Here is a 17,432-nt window from a genome sequence, read left to right on the forward strand (position 1 = left end):
AATACATAGAGCATCTATTGGAAATCAATAGCTAAAAATAGTCACTCGATAGTTTATTTGTTAGATAATGATTTTTGTAACTCTTTATAATCGCCTAAATATAATTGACGTAAAGTTTCTACATAGGGTCTTTGATTATAATAGCCATCATTAAAATCTTTTATAGCAGCATCTAACAGCTTAGTCGCTTTTTCAATTTCACCTTGTTTTTTAAATATAAAAGCTTTGTAGTATTTTGCATCAGCGCTAAAACCGTACGAATTTTTAATAACACGATCAAAGCAAAGCTGAGCTTCTACATAGTTTTCTAATTCGAGATACGCGATACCTTTGTATAAAAAGGCAGTAACATCCACAGAACTTTCACTAAAATCTTCAATTTCTTTATCGATATATTTATCAAAATAAAAAATAGCTTTTTTATAATCGTTTAGGCCTAAATAAGCAATTCCTCGCCAACAATCTACACTTAAGCCTTGCGGAGCATCAATAAAATTAGGTGTTAAAATATCACTACTATCAAAATCGGCAATTGCTTTTTTGTAATCTCTATAAAACCATAAATATAAGTATCCACGCCAAGGAATTCGGTTTACAGAATCTAGTTTTAAAGCCTTATCATATTGCGGTTTCCATTTATTTGGCATTCCTCTTTTTAAATATGCCACGGATAATTCGTAAACTGCTTCTACATAAGTAGAATCTATTTCTATCGCTTCTGTAATTCCGTTTTGAAATGGCGTTGAACCTTGTGTGAAAAACACGGCTTTTTTATATCTTTTTTCGGCTAAAGTTCTTTTGCTTTCTTCATTTTTACAAGACAGAAAACTAATAATAAGTATAAGGCTAAGGGATAATTTGAGTAACTTTTCCATTTTCTATTCTATAAGATATGTACATGTAATAATTTTGCGGTTTGTCATCATAAGAAATAACATTCCAATTTTTTGGTTTTGAGGTAAAGGTTAATAACTCATTTACCATTTTAGAATCCAAAGATTTTTCTTTTAAATCTAAATCCATTTCAATAATTTCAAACCATCCTGCATTTCCTTCACAGTTCACTAAAAATCGATAATTTAAATAACCAGATTCTGTATAATTATTTGTGTTAAACTGCGTGTTTATTGCATCTCTAAATTGCTTTTTAGAGCCTTTGTAAGCCTTTAAACTTGCACTACTATAGGTGTGATAAATACTACCATCATTACATAGTTGGTGTTTATCGTTTAAAAGAGCTTTACTTTGATCAATGTAACCAACATAATGTTTAAAAGGTTTGTTTTCGGTATCATATGCTTGGTTAATATAAAAGTATCCGAAGAGAAGTAGTGAACCAATAAGAACTAAAATAGCAGCAAAAACTATTAAAACAATTTTTAGAATTTTCTTTTTTTCATGATTTAAAAGTAATAAAAAATCCCGTTCTAAATTTAGAACGGGATTTATATATTTTATAAAAAAGTAAGTTACTCTTTTAAGTCTAATTTTATACTTAATTCTGATAATTGCAGATCGTTTAAAGCAGCCGGAGCATCAATCATTACATCACGTCCAGAGTTGTTTTTAGGGAATGCAATAAAATCACGAATTGTTTCTTGTCCGCCTAAAATAGCAACCAACCTATCCAATCCGAAAGCTAAACCTCCGTGAGGTGGCGCACCGTATTCAAAAGCATCCATTAAGAAACCAAATTGTTCTTTAGCTTCAGCTTCCGTAAAGCCTAAATGCTTAAACATAATAGCTTGCGTTTCCTTATCATGAATACGAATAGAACCTCCACCGATTTCATTTCCGTTTAATACCAAATCATAAGCGTTTGCTTTTACATCGCCAGGATTTGTATCTAATAATGCTAACTGACCAGGTTTTGGTGACGTAAACGGGTGGTGCATTGCATGATAATTACCAGTTTCTTCGTCTAGCTCTAATAATGGGAAATCAATTACCCATAACGGAGCAAATACCTTCGGATCTCTTAAACCTAAACGCTCTGCCATTTCCATACGTAAAGCAGATAATTGCGCACGTACTTTAGTAGTGTTTCCTGATAAAATACAGATTAAATCACCAGCTTTTGCGCCAGTTTTTTCTGCCCATTTTGCTAAATCTTCTTGGTCGTAAAATTTATCTACAGATGATTTAAAAGTACCATCTTCGTTACATTTTACATACACCATTCCTAAAGCTCCCACTTGAGGACGACGTACCCAATCGATTAATTTATCTATTTCTTTTCTTGTATATTTTGCTCCTCCAGGAACAGCGATACCAACAACTAATTCAGCATCGTTAAATACTTTAAATTCTTTTTGCTGTGCAACGTCATTTAATTCGCCAAACTCCATTCCGAAACGGATGTCTGGTTTGTCATTTCCATACAAACGCATCGCGTCATCGAATAACATTCTTGGGAACTTATCTACTTCAACGTTGTTGATTTCTTTTAGTAAATGACGTGTTAACCCTTCAAAAATATTTAAAATATCTTCTTGATCTACAAAAGCCATTTCACAGTCAATTTGTGTGAATTCTGGCTGACGATCGGCACGTAAATCTTCATCTCTAAAACACTTTACAATCTGAAAGTATTTATCCATTCCACCAACCATTAATAGTTGTTTGAAGGTTTGAGGTGATTGTGGTAATGCGTAAAACTGACCTGCATTCATTCTTGAAGGCACTAAGAAATCACGTGCTCCTTCTGGAGTTGACTTGATTAAATAAGGTGTTTCAACTTCTATAAATTCTTGATCAGATAAATATTTACGTACTTCCATAGATACTTTCGATCTAAAGATCAAACTATCTTTTACAGGATTACGACGAATATCTAAGTAACGATATTTCATTCTGATATCTTCACCACCATCCGTTTTATCTTCAATAGTAAAAGGCGGAGTTTTAGCTTCGTTTAATATCTCTAAACTAGTTACTAATAATTCAACCTCACCAGTAGGAATATTTTTATTTTTTGATTCTCTTTCAATAACAGTACCGGTAACTTGAACAACAAATTCACGTCCTAAAGTTTTGGCTTTTTCCATTAAATCTTTAGAGGTACGAGCTTCGTCAAAAATTAACTGTGTAATTCCGTAACGATCACGTAAATCTACCCAAATCATAAAACCTTTATCACGAGATTTTTGTACCCAACCAGATAAGGTAACTTCAGTATTTATGTGTGAGGCTCTTAATTCGCCACAAGTTTGCGTTCTGTACATTTCTTGAATTTTAAAAGTGCAAAATTACGTAAATAAAAAGGAGGATTAAAAGTAGTTAGAATAAAAATGAATACTAAATGACTAGCTTTATAACTTTATAGTTAAATATGTTTCTCAACATAAAAAAATAGTACTTTTAAACTTCAAAAAAATATCATGTTTAAAAATATACTTTTAGTAATAGTACTTGTTGTAACTTTTGTTACTTGTAAGAAAGAAAAAGAGATTCAAGTTTTAAATTCTTCAAATTATTTTGATGTTCTTAATAAAGAATTTACAGGCGATTTAGCTTTCGAAACAACTTCTTTCGTCGAGAAATATTGGAGAGTTGTGGGTAATACAGGTTTTAATAAAAGCGTGTACAGAATTGCTGATGAGCTTGAAAAATCTGGATTTGTAAAAGAAGGTGTTGCTACGAATACTGATTTTTTAACTTACAGAATTGAAAAAAGACCACTTGAAAAACCAACATGGGAATCTGTTAATGCTGAGGTGAAAATAGTTGGTGAAGAAACTCCTTTGTTACAACATAGTACCAATAGAAACATGATTGCTTTAAATTCGCACAGCACACCCAAAGAAGGTGTTACTGCAGAAGTCGTTTATGTAAAAGATATACAGAAACTAAAAACATTAAATATAAAAGGTAAAATTGTTTTTGCAGAAACAAGCCCTAGTAGAATATTTAAGCAAGCTATTGTAGAAGGAGGAGCAGTAGGGGTGATTACTTATAGCAATCCGAAATATTTACAGCCTAAAAAAAATAAGACTTCTATTCAGTTTAGAACTATTCCTTTAAATGAAGATATAAAAGCATGGGCAATTGCAATGTCTTATGAAGCTAAAGAAAAATTGAAAGCGAAGTTATTAAAAGGTAAGGTTGTTTTAAACGTAAATGTAGAAACGAACATTTATCCATCAGAAGAATTAACAATTATTGCGGATGTAAAAGGGACGAAATCCCCTAAAGAGCGTTTAGTTTTTAGTGCGCACATACAAGAACCTGGTGCAAATGATAATGCAACAGGAGTAGGAGTGGCTTTAGAAATGGCAACTCTTACTGCAAAATTTATAAAAGAGAAGCGATTTACACCGAACAGAACATTAACTTTTTTATGGGGAGATGAAATTATTTCTACAAACCGATATGTTAAAGAAGATAGTATTAGGGCTAAAGATATAAAGTGGGGAATTTCACTTGATATGGTTGGAGAAGACACCGAAAAAACGGGAGGTACTTTTTTAATTGAAAAAATGCCAGACCCAAGTGCTATTTGGACACGCGGAAAAGACAAACATACAGAATGGGGAGGTAGAAAAATGAAATTAAGCGAAATGAAACCTCATTATTTAAATGATTTTTTAATTGATAAATTTAAAGAGCAAGGTAAACGCGCAAATTGGGTAGTTAGTACAAATCCTTTTGAAGGAGGAAGTGATCATGTTCCGTTTTTAAAGGCTGATATTCCGAGTGTTTTATTTTGGCATTTTACAGATCAGTTTTATCATACTGATAATGATAGAATAGATAAAGTATCTAAAACTACCTTAAAAAATGTAGGTGTTACTTCGTTAACATCCGCTTTTACATTATTAAATGCTGATAAAAATACTGCTAAATCAATTTTAATGAATATCGAAAAAGCGGCTATTTCTAGACTGAAAGAAGAGCAGTACCAAAGTGAAGTGGCTCTAACAAAAGGAGATTCTTTAAAAACCCAAATAGCAATAATTTCTGCATGGAATAATTGGTATGCTAAAACAGCAACAACTACAACAGATATTGTAAAAGATAGCACAGCATTTAAAAAGGAGATTAAAAAATCTCAAAAATTAATTGATTCAATGTCTTTAAAGGTTATCAAAGAGCTTGTTAAAAAGGATTCACTTATGACTTCAGAAAAATTATAATAATGACGGTAGAAAATTTTAAAAATAAATTAAGAAACACTCCGAAAGACATTAATTTTTCAGAAACGATGAGTGTTGTTGAAGAGAACTATGTTTTTACTCCATCTGCATTTAAAAATGGAGATTTACAAAATAGTAGCACCGAAAATTTAGGTTCGTGTAAAGTGTTTTCTTTTGCCTTGAAACAAGAATTAACCAAAGAAGAAACGTTGATTTGTTTTGCACAATATTATTTTAATGATGTTCTAGGGAGTCCGAATGGAAGTGATCATCAAAATATCAGAAATTTTATGAATACTGGTTTTGAGGGATTGATTTTTGAGAATGAAACGTTAATAGAGAAAGTGTAGTTTCACAACCTGATTTTCTAGAGATCTTAGTTTTTGCGATGCTAATTTCAAACAGTATAGAATCCGTCAACCTGAATTTATTTCAGGTTCTCATCCTTATATTTGTAAAAGTAATGCGATGCTGAAATAAATTCAGCATGACGTTTTTTATAGTTGATTTAGCCAGTAAAAAAATAGCATAGAAATAAATTCGTTAATAAGCCTAGCCCCGATTGTAGCATTTGTTTGAGCTCTTTTTTACTGTAAGTTTGAGTGAATTTTGAAGCATGAAAAATTTGTATCGAAAACGGCGGTGGAAAAAGCGAGTGCGAAAAGCGGGAAATAGCTTCAAAATAAAAACACCTATGGTAACTATAAATTACAATAGGTGTTTTGTTTTATATAGAAAAGAATGTTTAATCAAAAGCGCCTGACTTTAACTTTTGGAAATATAAACTTGCTGCTTTTTTAACTTTCGGAGCTAAAATAAGTGTAGAAAGTACCGTTGGAATTGCCATTAAGGCATAGGCGCTATCCATTAAATTGATAACAAAATCTAGCTTAATAATAGAAGCGATTACAATTACCAATATGTAAAAATAATTGTAATATTTTCCTGTTTTAGAGCTTGTTAAGAAGCTTAAACAACTAAAACCGTAAAATGAATAGGTAAACAGTGTTGAAAAAGCGAAAATTAACACACAAATGGTTAAAATGATACTTCCTGAATGATAAGGTAAAACCGAATCGAAAGCAGCTAAGGTCATTGAAATACCGTTACCATCAAAATTTTGCCAAACACCAGAAGCTAAAATTGCCAATGCGGTTAATGTACAAACCAATAAGGTATCTATTGCATAGCCTAACATAGCCACTAAACCTTCTCTAATTGGCTCTTTAGTTTTTGCGGTTCCGTGCATCATAGGTGCGGTTCCTAAACCTGCTTCGTTAGAAAAAGCAGCACGTTTAACTCCGGTAATTATTAAAGCTCCTAATGCACCACCTAAAACTGATTTCCCTGAAAAAGCATCGGTAAATATTAGTGAAAATATTCCAGGAACTTTATCAAACTTTAAAAGTAAAATAGTTATTACAGTTAATAAATAAACAACTACCATTATGGGAACTAATTTACCTGCTACTTTTCCTATTCGTTGGATTCCGCCAAAAATTACCATCGAAACAATTACTGCAATTGTTAATCCGATTAATAATTTAGCAGTAAATTCATTAGCTTGATTTACTTTAAAAACATCAATAATGGTTTGTGTTAGTTGATTGGCTTGAAAGGCAGGCAAAGTTCCTACTAAACCAGCAGTAGAAAAGAAAATAGCTAAAGGTTTCCATTTTTTACCCAAACCTTCGGTAATTACATACATTGGTCCTCCTTTTGCATTTCCTTCTTTATCTTCACCTCGATACATTATTGCCAAACTACAGGTGAAAAATTTGGTTGCCATACCTACAAAAGCACTTACCCACATCCAAAAAATAGCACCAGGACCACCAGTGGCTATCGCGATGGCAACACCACTAATGTTTCCCATTCCTACCGTTGCAGCAATGGCAGATGATAAGGCTTCGTAATGCGATAAATCTCCAGGAGAATCGTGTTTGTCGTATTTTCCTCTTAAAATAGCAATGGCATGCCCCATATATCTAAAAGGAACCAAGCCTGAATATACAAATAAACATAATCCGCCACCGATTAGTAATATTAATAAAGGGATTCCCCATATCCATGAAGAAAAATTGGCGACTGTATTTTGAATATCAACAAACATATGAGCGTTTTTATTTTAAGTGTAATTACTACTATTAATTTTTAAAAAAGGTATTCGATTAATTTAATAACAATGGTATAATAAAAAAGAAGTAACCTTAATTTGCACTAAGGTTACTTCTTTTTTAATTTTAGATTTACCAATCTTCTCCTTTAAATTTTCTTGATTTAGCGTAACTAATTGTGTTTTCTAAATAGTCTTCGGTATTATATTTGGGTATTGGTAGTATTGATTCTAATAAGCTTGTATCGTACTCATAAGGCTCAGAAGTTAGGTATTGGTTTAAATGCAAGCCAATAGTTTTGTAATAAATGCTTTCTAGCCTGTTTTTACCTTTTAAGAGGGCACCTCCTGTTGATGAATTTAAAATAGTGAAATTATTAAATTCCACCGCTTTTAAAATTCTTCCCATTCCTTTTACAATGTTTGTACTCTTAGAGTGCACAATGTTAAGTTGTACTATTTGTTTTTGATATACGTTGGCTATTATTTTGGCAACATAATCAACAGGAATAATATTTAAACCTGTTTTAAAGTTTGCTGCAAGTCTAATAGAAGTATTTGCCAACGGGTTTTTATAAAAAAACTTACCTAAAAGATAATAAACCATGTAGTTTGAAATAAAATAAGGAGCGCTTTTAAAAATATTACCTCCTAAAACACTAGGTCTTAATATTTGAATGGCAATATTATTTTCTTTTCCTTTTTTTAATAAATACTTTTCGGTAGTGTGTTTTGCTTCTTCGTAGAAATTACGGTATTTAGGTTTTTTTGTACTGTGATAATCATTATCAATTAACCCGCCAATATTACCAATACTAAACGCGGTACTTATATAGGTAAATTTTGTGATGTAGGAAGAAAAGGCATTAAAAACATCTTTTGTAAATTCATAAACGCCAGTAAAAATAATATCTCGTTGCGATTCATCAGTAGATAAATTTACACTTCCTGCCGAGTGAATAAAAAAATTAGTTTCTTCTTTTGATAAAAAAGTTGCAGGCTTAAAGAAAGCAACCATATCTAAAACTTTTATTTTCTGATAAATTAAATCTTTATTTTCTGAAATAAATGTTGGAGTAGCATCATTATTCAATATGTTTTGAATTCTTTGCAATGCTGATTTTCCATTTTTTTCTCTTACAGGAAGAAATATATGTTTAATATTATCTTGTTGTAATAATTCATAAAAAACCTGAGAACCTAAGGTTCCAGTTGTACCAGTAAGAATAACATTTATTTGATTTTGTTCCATTTCAATGTATAATTAATCTTTTTGATTTGTTGTGAAGAAATACAGTGTTACCTATTTACAAACAACTCCTTTTTTATTTAAAATATCAATGTCTCTAAAAAAGCCTTTTTGAATTGTACCTTCTTGAAAGATAAATGTTTTGTCATGTAAAACATTGTTTTCGAAGAAAGTAACTTGAAATTGATTGTCTAAAGCAAATAATTCTGGTTGCATTATTTCAAATTTAGAAAACGAATTAGCAGGCAATAAATCTATTTTTCTGCGGAACAATGACGTTTTTTTTGTTTCAGAAAATCCTTGAGAAACAATTACCACCATTTCTAAAGGCACTTCTTTTTTATTAATGATGTATACACACCATTCATCAGTATTATCTGTCTGGTTTTTTTCTAAAGTGATGGCAATTTCTACATTTTCAACTTTAGGTACGTGTATGTCTTTTTTCATTTTAATTAGTTTAAAAGGAAAGACGAAAGTTTTGAGCTTTCGTCTTTATATTGTTTTATTAAATTACCGATTTAAATTGCTCTAAGAAACGTTTGTCGTTTTCATAAAACATTCTAATATCAGGAATTTGATATAATAACATGGCAATACGTTCAATCCCCATTCCGAATGCATATCCAGAGTATTTGTTAGGATCGATGTTTGCGTTTTTTAATACATTAGGATCTACCATTCCGCAGCCCATAATTTCTAACCAACCGGTTCCTTTTGTAATTCTATAATCAGTTTCTGTTTCTAATCCCCAGTAAATATCTACTTCGGCACTTGGCTCTGTAAACGGAAAATAAGAAGGACGTAATCTGATTTTTGATTTACCGAACATCTCTTTTGTAAAATATAAAAGCGTTTGCTTTAAATCGGCAAAAGAAACATCAGTATCAATATATAAACCCTCTACTTGATGAAAAATACAGTGCGCACGCGCAGAAATATCTTCATTTCTAAAAACTCTTCCTGGAGAAATAGTTCTAATTGGCGGCTCGTTATTTTCCATATAACGAACTTGTACCGATGAGGTATGTGTTCTTAATAAAGTATCAGGATTTTTATCAATAAAAAAAGTATCCTGCATATCACGTGCTGGGTGATATTCTGGTAAGTTTAAGGCAGTGAAATTATGCCAGTCATCTTCAATTTCTGGTCCTTCAGAAACAGTGAATCCGATTCTATTAAAAACCTCAATAATTTGATTTTTCACTAAAGATATTGGATGACGAGAACCCAAATTTATTGGTTCTGAAGGACGTGTTAAATCTCCGTAAATACCTTTATCTTCAACAGCGTTATCTAGAGTGTCATTTAATTCGGTAACTTTACTTTCAGCAGATTTTTTTAAATTATTTAATGCCTGCCCAAAATCTTTACGCATTGCAGCATCAACATTTTTAAATTCGGCAAATAAATCTTTTAATAAACCTTTACTACCTAAATATTTTATTCTGAAAGCCTCAACTTCTTCTTTAGAAGTTGCTTGAAAAGCTTTTACATCACCAATCAGTTCTTTTACTTTATCTAACATCTTTTTTTTCGGAATAATTAAGCTGCAAATTTATGATTTTAAAATGAAAAAAGTGTAGGTTTTCCCAAGAGTTATCGTTTATTGAAATATATTAAATTAAAAGAGTGTTAAATTCTTAAAAATAAGCAAATAATTGATCTTTTTAAATTTAACAAATTGTAAATTAATTATATTTGCGGAACAAAATTGTTTAAATCATAATATAACATAATTAAAATTATGGAATCTAAAATAAATGCATTTATGGATTACGTTAAGGAACGTAATTCTAATGAACCAGAGTTTTTACAAGCTGTTCACGAAGTAGCAGAAACTGTAATTCCATTTATTGAAAACAATCCTAAGTATCAAGGAAAAAAATTGTTAGAAAGAATGGTGGAGCCAGAAAGAACTTTAATGTTTAGAGTTCCTTGGGTTGATGATAAAGGAGAAACTCAAGTAAACCGAGGATATAGAGTTGAATTTAATTCAGCTATTGGACCGTATAAAGGTGGATTGCGTTTTCATCCTTCTGTAAACTTATCAATCTTAAAGTTTTTAGGATTTGAACAAGTATTCAAAAACTCATTAACCACTTTACCTATGGGTGGAGGAAAAGGAGGTTCTGATTTTAATCCAAAAGGAAAATCTGACCGTGAGGTAATGGCTTTTTGTCAAGCTTTTATGTCTGAGTTATTCCGTCATATTGGTGCAAATACTGATGTTCCTGCGGGAGATATTGGTGTTGGAGGAAGAGAAATCGGATTTATGTTCGGTCAATATAAAAAATTACGTAACGAGTTTGTTGGTGTTTTAACAGGTAAAGGAGCATCTTGGGGTGGTTCTTTAATTAGACCAGAAGCTACAGGTTACGGGGATGTGTATTTTGCACAAAACATGTTAAAAACTAAAGGAGATTCTTTTAGTGGGAAAATAGTAGCGGTTTCAGGATCTGGAAACGTAGCGCAATATGCTACTGAAAAAGTTACTGAATTAGGTGGTAAAGTTGTTACTATGTCTGATTCATCGGGATATATTTATGATGCTGACGGAATTGATGCTGAGAAATTAGCACACGTTATGGAGATTAAAAATGTTCGTAGAGGAAGAATTAATGAGTATGTTGAGAAATATCCAAATGCAAAATTCTTTAAAGGAGAACGTCCTTGGGGAACAAAATGTGATGTAGCTTTACCTTGTGCGACTCAAAATGAGTTAAACGGTGAAGAAGCTAAAACATTATTAGCAAATGGATGTATGTGTGTTGCAGAAGGTGCAAACATGCCTTCTACACCAGAAGCAGTTGAAGCATTTTTAGAAGCTAAAATTTTATTCGCTCCAGGAAAAGCATCAAATGCTGGTGGAGTTGCAACATCTGGTTTAGAAATGAGTCAAAATTCATTACGTTATAACTGGACTAGAGAAGAGGTTGATGCAAAATTAAACCAAATTATGAATGATATTCACGCATCTTGTGTTGAATATGGAACTGATGAAAATGGTTTTGTAGATTACGTAAAAGGAGCAAATGTTGCTGGTTTCGTAAAAGTTGCTGATGCAATGTTAGATCAAGGAGTAGTGTAATTATTACTTTTTAAAATATTAAAAAACACGCTATTTATAGCGTGTTTTTTTATTTAGTACTTTCGTTAAAATTTATTGAATGTCAAGATCAAAAAGAAAAAATGTTTTTACCGTTGCTTTTTATAATGTAGAAAACTTGTTTGATACTACTAATAATCCTTTAACTGCGGATGATGATTTTACACCAGCAAGTAAACGCAAATGGAATCATGAAAAATACCGTCATAAAGTTAAAAAATTGACTTCTGTAATCAGTCAAATTGGTAAAAATAAATCTGCTTTTCCACCTGCTATTATCGGATTGGCAGAAGTTGAAAACGCTAAGGTTGTTAAAGATTTAGCAAAACATAAAAATTTATCAAAATATAACTATAATTATGTTCATTATGATTCTCCTGATGAAAGAGGAATTGATGTAGCGTTACTTTATAATAAAGACTTTTTTAAAGTGATAACTTCGGATGTGCATTCGCTACATTTAACTGATGATAAAGGTGCTGTTGATTACACAAGAGATTTGTTAGTGGTAAAAGGAAAGTTACATGGAGAGTTACTATATGTTTTAGTAAATCATTGGCCTCTAGAAGAGATGGAGATATGGAAACCAAAGATAAACGGATTAAAGCAGCAAAACACGTACATGAGGTTTTAGATACTATAAAAAAGGAAGATTCCGCGGCTAAATTTATCATTATGGGTGATTTTAATGATGATCCAATAAGTGAGAGTATTGAAGATTTTTTAGTTACTGATGATTTATACAATCCTATGAAATCGTTATTTAAAAAGGGGCAAGGAACTTTAACTTTTTACAAAGAATGGCACTTGTTTGATCAAATTATTTTTTCAAGAGATTTTTTTGATGCAGAAAAAAGTAATTTTAGCTTTTTAAAAGCGGATATTTTAAAAGAAGATTGGTTGCGTTTTTATAAAGGAAAGTTTAAAAATAGTCCTTTTAGAACCTATATTGGTCCTTGGTATCAAGGAGGATATTCAGATCATTTTCCGGTGTATCTTACTTTCGAAAAGGAATAAAAAAAACCAAAGAAATAGTTCTTCGGTTTTTTTTATATTATAAATTAATTACTGATTTAATTTGTTCTTTAAAATTTCAATATCTGTTTTAATTTTTTGAAGTTTCTTTGAGAAGTCTTTTTTTAGTAATTTACTCAATCACCTGTTTTACACTACCACATTTTAACATTGCATCGCCAAAATATGGATTTAGTACTTTTTCTTCTATACTTAACCAATATGCATCGTTATCATTATCAGCCATAGGACAAAATTGACTGTAAACCTTCTCATTTATTCCAAAGGTTTCAATAGCATTTATTAAATTAATTGACAAATACTTAAAGTGGCTTCTTTGCTCTATTATATCTGCTGTATCTGAAATTGAACTAACGGAAGATTTAATATTATTTTTTAAAGTCATCCAATTCGTATGTGCTTTTTTATCTTTTAGTAGTTTCATTTCGACTTTAGCTAAATTCTCTAAAGTATTATTTGCATCGTCTTTAATTAATGCATCTTTTAATTTTATATAGCTATTGAAAACCATTTTTAATTGTTCCTGAAACTTGACAGACACTTTAAGACGTTCATTTTCTGTGATGCTTGACATTTCCATACCAATGTGTCCTTCGTGTTCCGTCATCATTTTCCCACCACCTTTATTCATCATTGACTTTTTACCTTGTAACTGAGCAGAAGCATCTACTGTAAATGTGCCATTTGTTACAATTTGTTCTCCATTTTTAAGTCCATCAACAACTTCGTATTGTTCTCCTAATTGCCTACCAATTGTGACTTCTTTCATTTCAAAAATTGGTTCATCAGGATTTGTTTTTAAATAAACCACAGAGCGTTCTCCTGTCCACAATATTGCAGTTGCAGGAATCATTAAACTTTGTCCTTCGTTTGATAGTGTATTTTTTATACGACCTTCAACAAACATTCCTATTTTGAATTCACGCTTTTTATTATTTAATACTACTCGAAGTTTAAGGGTTCTTGTTGCTGAATTAAAGGTAGGGTCAATAAAATCTACCTTCTTTTTAAATTCTTTATTTGGATACGCAGTTGTAGTAACCGTAATATCCTGCCCTTTTTTAAATAGCTCAATTTGATTTTCATAGATATCAAACAGTGCCCAGACAGTATTTAAGTTTGTTATTTTTAATAAGGCTTGTCCTTGCTTAACATAATCGCCTTGTTCAACTAATTTTTCTGAAACAGTTCCTGAAACGGTTGCGTAAATAGGAAGGTTTTGTTTTACTTTTCCTGAGGCTTCAATTTGATTGATTTGGTTTTCTGAAATTTTCCAGAGTTTTAATTTATTGCGAACCGCTTTATATAGTGCAGGTTGCGTTTCTTTTAATGAAGAGGCTGTAATTAACTCTTGTTGTGCCGCAAATAATTCTGGTGAATAAATAGTTGCCAATAATTGGCCTTTTCTTACTTCTTCTCCTATTGAATTTACATTTAAGCGCTCTATTCTTCCTGAAAAGTAACTCGCCTGTACAACGTTTGCTTCTTCATTTTCAACAATCTTTCCTGAGAGCTTAATTGTTGCATCGTCACTTGTGTTATAACCAACAACAGACGTTTGTATATTAGCCAATGCCATTGCGTTCTTTGTTAGCTTAAACTCATTAGCATTTAATCCTTCTGCACTTGTTTCGGCAGGAATTAAATCCATACCACAAATAGGGCAATCGCCTGCTTCTGGCTGCATTATTTGCGGATGCATAGAACACGTCCACATTTGATTAGTTTTAGCTGTTTCAGAATGTTTGTGTTCAGTTTCTTCATTAGATGAATTTCCAAAAAACCACCATCCTAAAAGTAGACCAACAGCTAATATTCCAATATAAATTAATACCTTTTTCATCTTAATTAGTTTATTGATTTATTCTAAATGGAAAGCTAATTGTCACTTTTTCCCATGCAAGAGAAATAGTACCTTTGGTTTCACTAATCTTATTTACTTTATACTCTAAATGCTCTATAATTTTATCTGAAATAATTGGTGTTACTTTAAATCGTATCACATCATCCTTTTCATCATATTCATCTTTTCCGTGTTGCTCCCAATTTTTATTAATCATTATAGTCCAATCCTCCTTTGATGGAATTGTGAAAAAGCCATATTTCCCTTTTGGAAGAACTTTATCATTAATGATTAAATCCTTATTGGTTTCTATCCAAGTTGCATTATGCGCTCCTGCTTGCCATACATTATCATAACCAACCAAACCACCGAAAATAATTCGTCCTCTAACTCCTGGCGAAGAATAATCAATATGAATGTGAGTGTCACCAATCATTTTCATTGTAGATGTATGTGGGATTAACACTTTCTTCTTAGGTACTCCATTCTTATCTGATGTTGTAACATGATTATTATGTTCGTTTTTTTCTGTTTGCTTTGTTCCTCTTTTACAGCTCAAAACTGCAACTGTTAACACAAGTACTATTATTAAATTTTTCATAATTTATTTTTTAATTAATTCCAATTAGCATTAATACTGCCATTATAATCATAATAGCGTTTTCTATAAAGGTTGCTTCTGTCATTGGTAACTTCAAAGCTGTTCCTAAACAAGCGCATTGTATTGTTTTTTTGTCTAAAAGTGTTTTAATTACTCCAATAGTGGTTATTCCTAATACAACAAGCGTAACTATTAAAGCTATATTCACTTCAAACCGCATTAAAATAGTAGACCTAAAGCAATTTCTATAAAAGGGTAAATCCATCCGTATATGGGAATACGTTTTGCTAAAGGGTCATACATTTTAAAAGATTCGGGGAATCCTTTTAAATCTAACATTTTAAAGAAGCTAAATACAATATAGAATAAACCCATAAAATCAAGCATAAATTCGCTCCAGCTCCAATTTTGATAATGTAATAGTATACTTGCAACTGCTATATAAAAGATAATTAATAATAAAGGTTTTAGTTGTTGAAGCTTGCTTTTTTCTTCTTCTATACCAAAATTTGAATTTTGTTTAGAAGCGAAAACATTTTTATGCTCCTTCATTGAAATTGCATATTTAGAAGGCAATGTTTTTTGTAATGTTTTTACTTCAATATGACTACTCATTGTAATTATTGCTTCTTCCTTTTCAAGATTAATTTCAACATTAGTAACATCTTGTATGTCATTTAAACTTTTTTCGACCGATGCTTTACAACTGCCACAAGTCATTCCAGAAATTTTATAAGTATGTTTCATTTTGATAATTTTAAATTCAATAAGAATACTAACTGTAATATTAAATGTAGCAACATCCATTAAATGTTGCCACATTCTGTATTAATTAATGCTTATGCCCATTTGCATTATGTTCTTTGTTTTTTTTATAATCCATTCCGCATTTTGGACATTCACCTTCCGCATCGCTTCCGCTACCTTCACAATGCATTGGGCACACATAATCAGATGTATGTTCTTTTCCTTTCTTTTCCGACTGTTCCGTTTTAGTAGTTGAGTCCTCTTTTTTAGCATCTTTACACGATACTGTTGCTAGCATTAAAGCTAATACTAAAACTCCTAAAATTGTTTTTACTGTCTTCATTTTTAATTGATTTTATAGTTAATATTTAATTGAATTTTAATTTGTTAAATAGTTAATAATTGCTCCCTGTAAAAAGTAGGTCTTAATAGACTCGATTTGGTTAATTTGAAACTTTAATTGTAGTTCTTGAATATCGAGTACATCATTAAAACTAATCGTTCCTGTTTCGTAATTTTTTACTAAAATGGTTTCGGCATCTTTGGCTTGTTTTAAGTTTTTTGTTTGTGTATTGTAACTTATTCTCGCTGAATTACTTTTTTTAACCGCTTTATCAAGCACTGTTTCTAATTGGTTTAATTTGTCCTTCTTTTGAAAGTTTATCTCTTTTTGAAGTAACTTGTTTTGCTTTGTTTTAGACTTGTATTTATTGTTGAAAATTGGAATAGAAACGCTAACCATTGGCATTATAATGTCTTTTCCGTTATCATTAAAGTCTAGATTTGGTCTTTCTGAAACTGCGATATAATCCAATCCAATCCCAAACATAGGATTACTTTCTTTCTGATTTAATAATTCTGATTTTTCAATAGATTCGTAGAGTTTTTCATATTTTAATAGTTCAGGGTGTAGTGCTAAATTTTCTGAATTGATTAGCACACTTTCAGAAGGCATTGTTAATTCAGTATCAATAGATATTACAATATTTTTTTCTCTATTTAACAACTTATTTAATACAGTTTGTTCTCCTAAATAATCTTGCTCCAAAACTTGTTTGAGGTGCTCTAATTCATTTTGTCGCATCTGTAAGCGCAATACATCTACCGCTGATGCTTTTCCAACTTCAACAGAAGTTAATGCTAACTCTTCATAGGTTTTAAGTAAGACTATGTTTTCATTTAAAACAGTCTGTTTCTCTTTCAATGCATATAAATTATAGTAGGATTGCGATATGGATGCTACCAATTTTCGTTGTGCGATAACAACATCTTCATAAACAGCATCTGCCAAAGAATTTTTATAATTCTCTCTTGCAGTTATTGAACCAAAAGAAGGTAACATTTGTTTAGCAGAAATCTTAAAACGTTGCGCTCCTGTTCGTGTTTCAGGTTCACTTACAAAATAACCAACACCTATTTGAGTGTTAGGAAGTGTATTTGCTTCGCTTACTTTTTCTTTTGCAACTTGATGTTTTAATTCGAATATTTGAATTTTAGGATTATTTGCTAATCCTTCTTTAATTAATGTTTTTAACTCTTGTGCATTAGAAACATTGAAACTTAAAACACCAAATAGTATATAAAATAGTTTCTTCAT

At 31.1% G+C, this 17,432-nt stretch carries 14 protein-coding genes and 2 pseudogenes; 4 read left to right on the plus strand and 12 right to left on the minus strand.

The annotated features are described in order from the left end of the window. Positions 1–53: 53 nt before the first annotated feature. The 3 genes from PG912_RS00815 to aspS all read right to left on the minus strand — a co-directional run bounded on the left by PG912_RS00815 (position 54) and on the right by aspS (position 3,224). Positions 54–875, minus strand: a complete 822-nt coding sequence (locus PG912_RS00815; RefSeq protein ID WP_275688103.1) for a tetratricopeptide repeat protein — start codon at positions 873–875, stop codon at positions 54–56. Next, a complete protein-coding gene (locus PG912_RS00820) occupies positions 847–1,065 on the minus strand; it encodes a hypothetical protein (protein ID WP_275688104.1) in 219 nt (72 codons plus the stop codon). The genes PG912_RS00815 and PG912_RS00820 overlap by 29 nt, the downstream gene beginning before the upstream one ends. A gap of 404 nt (positions 1,066–1,469) precedes the next feature. Next, positions 1,470–3,224: an aspartate--tRNA ligase gene (gene aspS / locus PG912_RS00825; RefSeq protein ID WP_275688105.1), complete on the minus strand. Its 1,755-nt coding sequence runs from the start codon at positions 3,222–3,224 to the stop codon at positions 1,470–1,472. Between the two features lie 156 nt (positions 3,225–3,380). On the opposite strand from aspS, the gene PG912_RS00830 reads away from it, so the two are divergent. Continuing rightward, complete coding sequence (locus PG912_RS00830; protein WP_275688106.1) at positions 3,381–5,135, plus strand: M28 family peptidase; 1,755 nt, start codon at positions 3,381–3,383, stop codon at positions 5,133–5,135. Between the two features lie 2 nt (positions 5,136–5,137). Continuing rightward, a complete protein-coding gene (locus tag PG912_RS00835; protein ID WP_275688107.1) occupies positions 5,138–5,485 on the plus strand; it encodes a HopJ type III effector protein in 348 nt (115 codons plus the stop codon). A 395-nt stretch (positions 5,486–5,880) separates the two neighbouring features. Here the strand turns inward: PG912_RS00835 and PG912_RS00840 are convergent, their stop codons facing one another. The 4 genes from PG912_RS00840 to pheS all read right to left on the minus strand — a co-directional run bounded on the left by PG912_RS00840 (position 5,881) and on the right by pheS (position 10,028). Beyond that, entirely contained in the window at positions 5,881–7,248 is a 1,368-nt protein-coding gene (locus tag PG912_RS00840) for an alanine/glycine:cation symporter family protein (protein ID WP_275688108.1), read from the minus strand. A 136-nt stretch (positions 7,249–7,384) separates the two neighbouring features. Beyond that, complete coding sequence (locus PG912_RS00845) at positions 7,385–8,503, minus strand: SDR family oxidoreductase (RefSeq protein ID WP_275688109.1); 1,119 nt, start codon at positions 8,501–8,503, stop codon at positions 7,385–7,387. A 51-nt stretch (positions 8,504–8,554) separates the two neighbouring features. Further along, positions 8,555–8,950 carry a hypothetical protein gene (locus PG912_RS00850; protein WP_275688110.1) on the minus strand — a complete coding sequence of 132 codons (396 nt, stop codon included), beginning with the start codon at positions 8,948–8,950 and terminating at the stop codon, positions 8,555–8,557. Between the two features lie 58 nt (positions 8,951–9,008). Next, positions 9,009–10,028 (minus strand): phenylalanine--tRNA ligase subunit alpha, encoded by a 1,020-nt coding sequence (gene pheS / locus PG912_RS00855; RefSeq protein WP_260584786.1) that lies wholly within the window; start codon positions 10,026–10,028, stop codon positions 9,009–9,011. 219 nt (positions 10,029–10,247) lie between these two features. Here pheS and gdhA point away from each other — a divergent pair, with 219 nt between their 5' ends. Next, positions 10,248–11,591 (plus strand): NADP-specific glutamate dehydrogenase, encoded by a 1,344-nt coding sequence (gene gdhA, locus PG912_RS00860; protein WP_260584787.1) that lies wholly within the window; start codon positions 10,248–10,250, stop codon positions 11,589–11,591. A gap of 79 nt (positions 11,592–11,670) precedes the next feature. Continuing rightward, positions 11,671–12,626, plus strand: a pseudogene (locus PG912_RS00865) (endonuclease/exonuclease/phosphatase family protein). A 130-nt stretch (positions 12,627–12,756) separates the two neighbouring features. Here the strand turns inward: PG912_RS00865 and PG912_RS00870 are convergent. From PG912_RS00870 to PG912_RS00890, 5 genes and pseudogenes are all read right to left on the minus strand, one after another. Further along, entirely contained in the window at positions 12,757–14,487 is a 1,731-nt protein-coding gene (locus tag PG912_RS00870; RefSeq protein WP_275688111.1) for an efflux RND transporter periplasmic adaptor subunit, read from the minus strand. A gap of 10 nt (positions 14,488–14,497) precedes the next feature. After that, entirely contained in the window at positions 14,498–15,046 is a 549-nt protein-coding gene (locus PG912_RS00875) for a DUF2911 domain-containing protein (protein WP_275688112.1), read from the minus strand. A 52-nt stretch (positions 15,047–15,098) separates the two neighbouring features. After that, a pseudogene (locus PG912_RS00880) lies at positions 15,099–15,835 on the minus strand (heavy-metal-associated domain-containing protein). Between the two features lie 85 nt (positions 15,836–15,920). Beyond that, positions 15,921–16,178, minus strand: coding sequence for a heavy metal-binding domain-containing protein (locus tag PG912_RS00885; protein WP_275688113.1), 258 nt, complete (start codon positions 16,176–16,178; stop codon positions 15,921–15,923). A gap of 36 nt (positions 16,179–16,214) precedes the next feature. Then, positions 16,215–17,432, minus strand: a complete 1,218-nt coding sequence (locus PG912_RS00890; RefSeq protein ID WP_275688114.1) for a TolC family protein — start codon at positions 17,430–17,432, stop codon at positions 16,215–16,217.

Origin of the sequence: Tenacibaculum retecalamus (genome assembly GCF_027941755.1) — a bacterium.
Classification (GTDB): Bacteria; Bacteroidota; Bacteroidia; order Flavobacteriales; family Flavobacteriaceae; genus Polaribacter; species Polaribacter haliotis_B.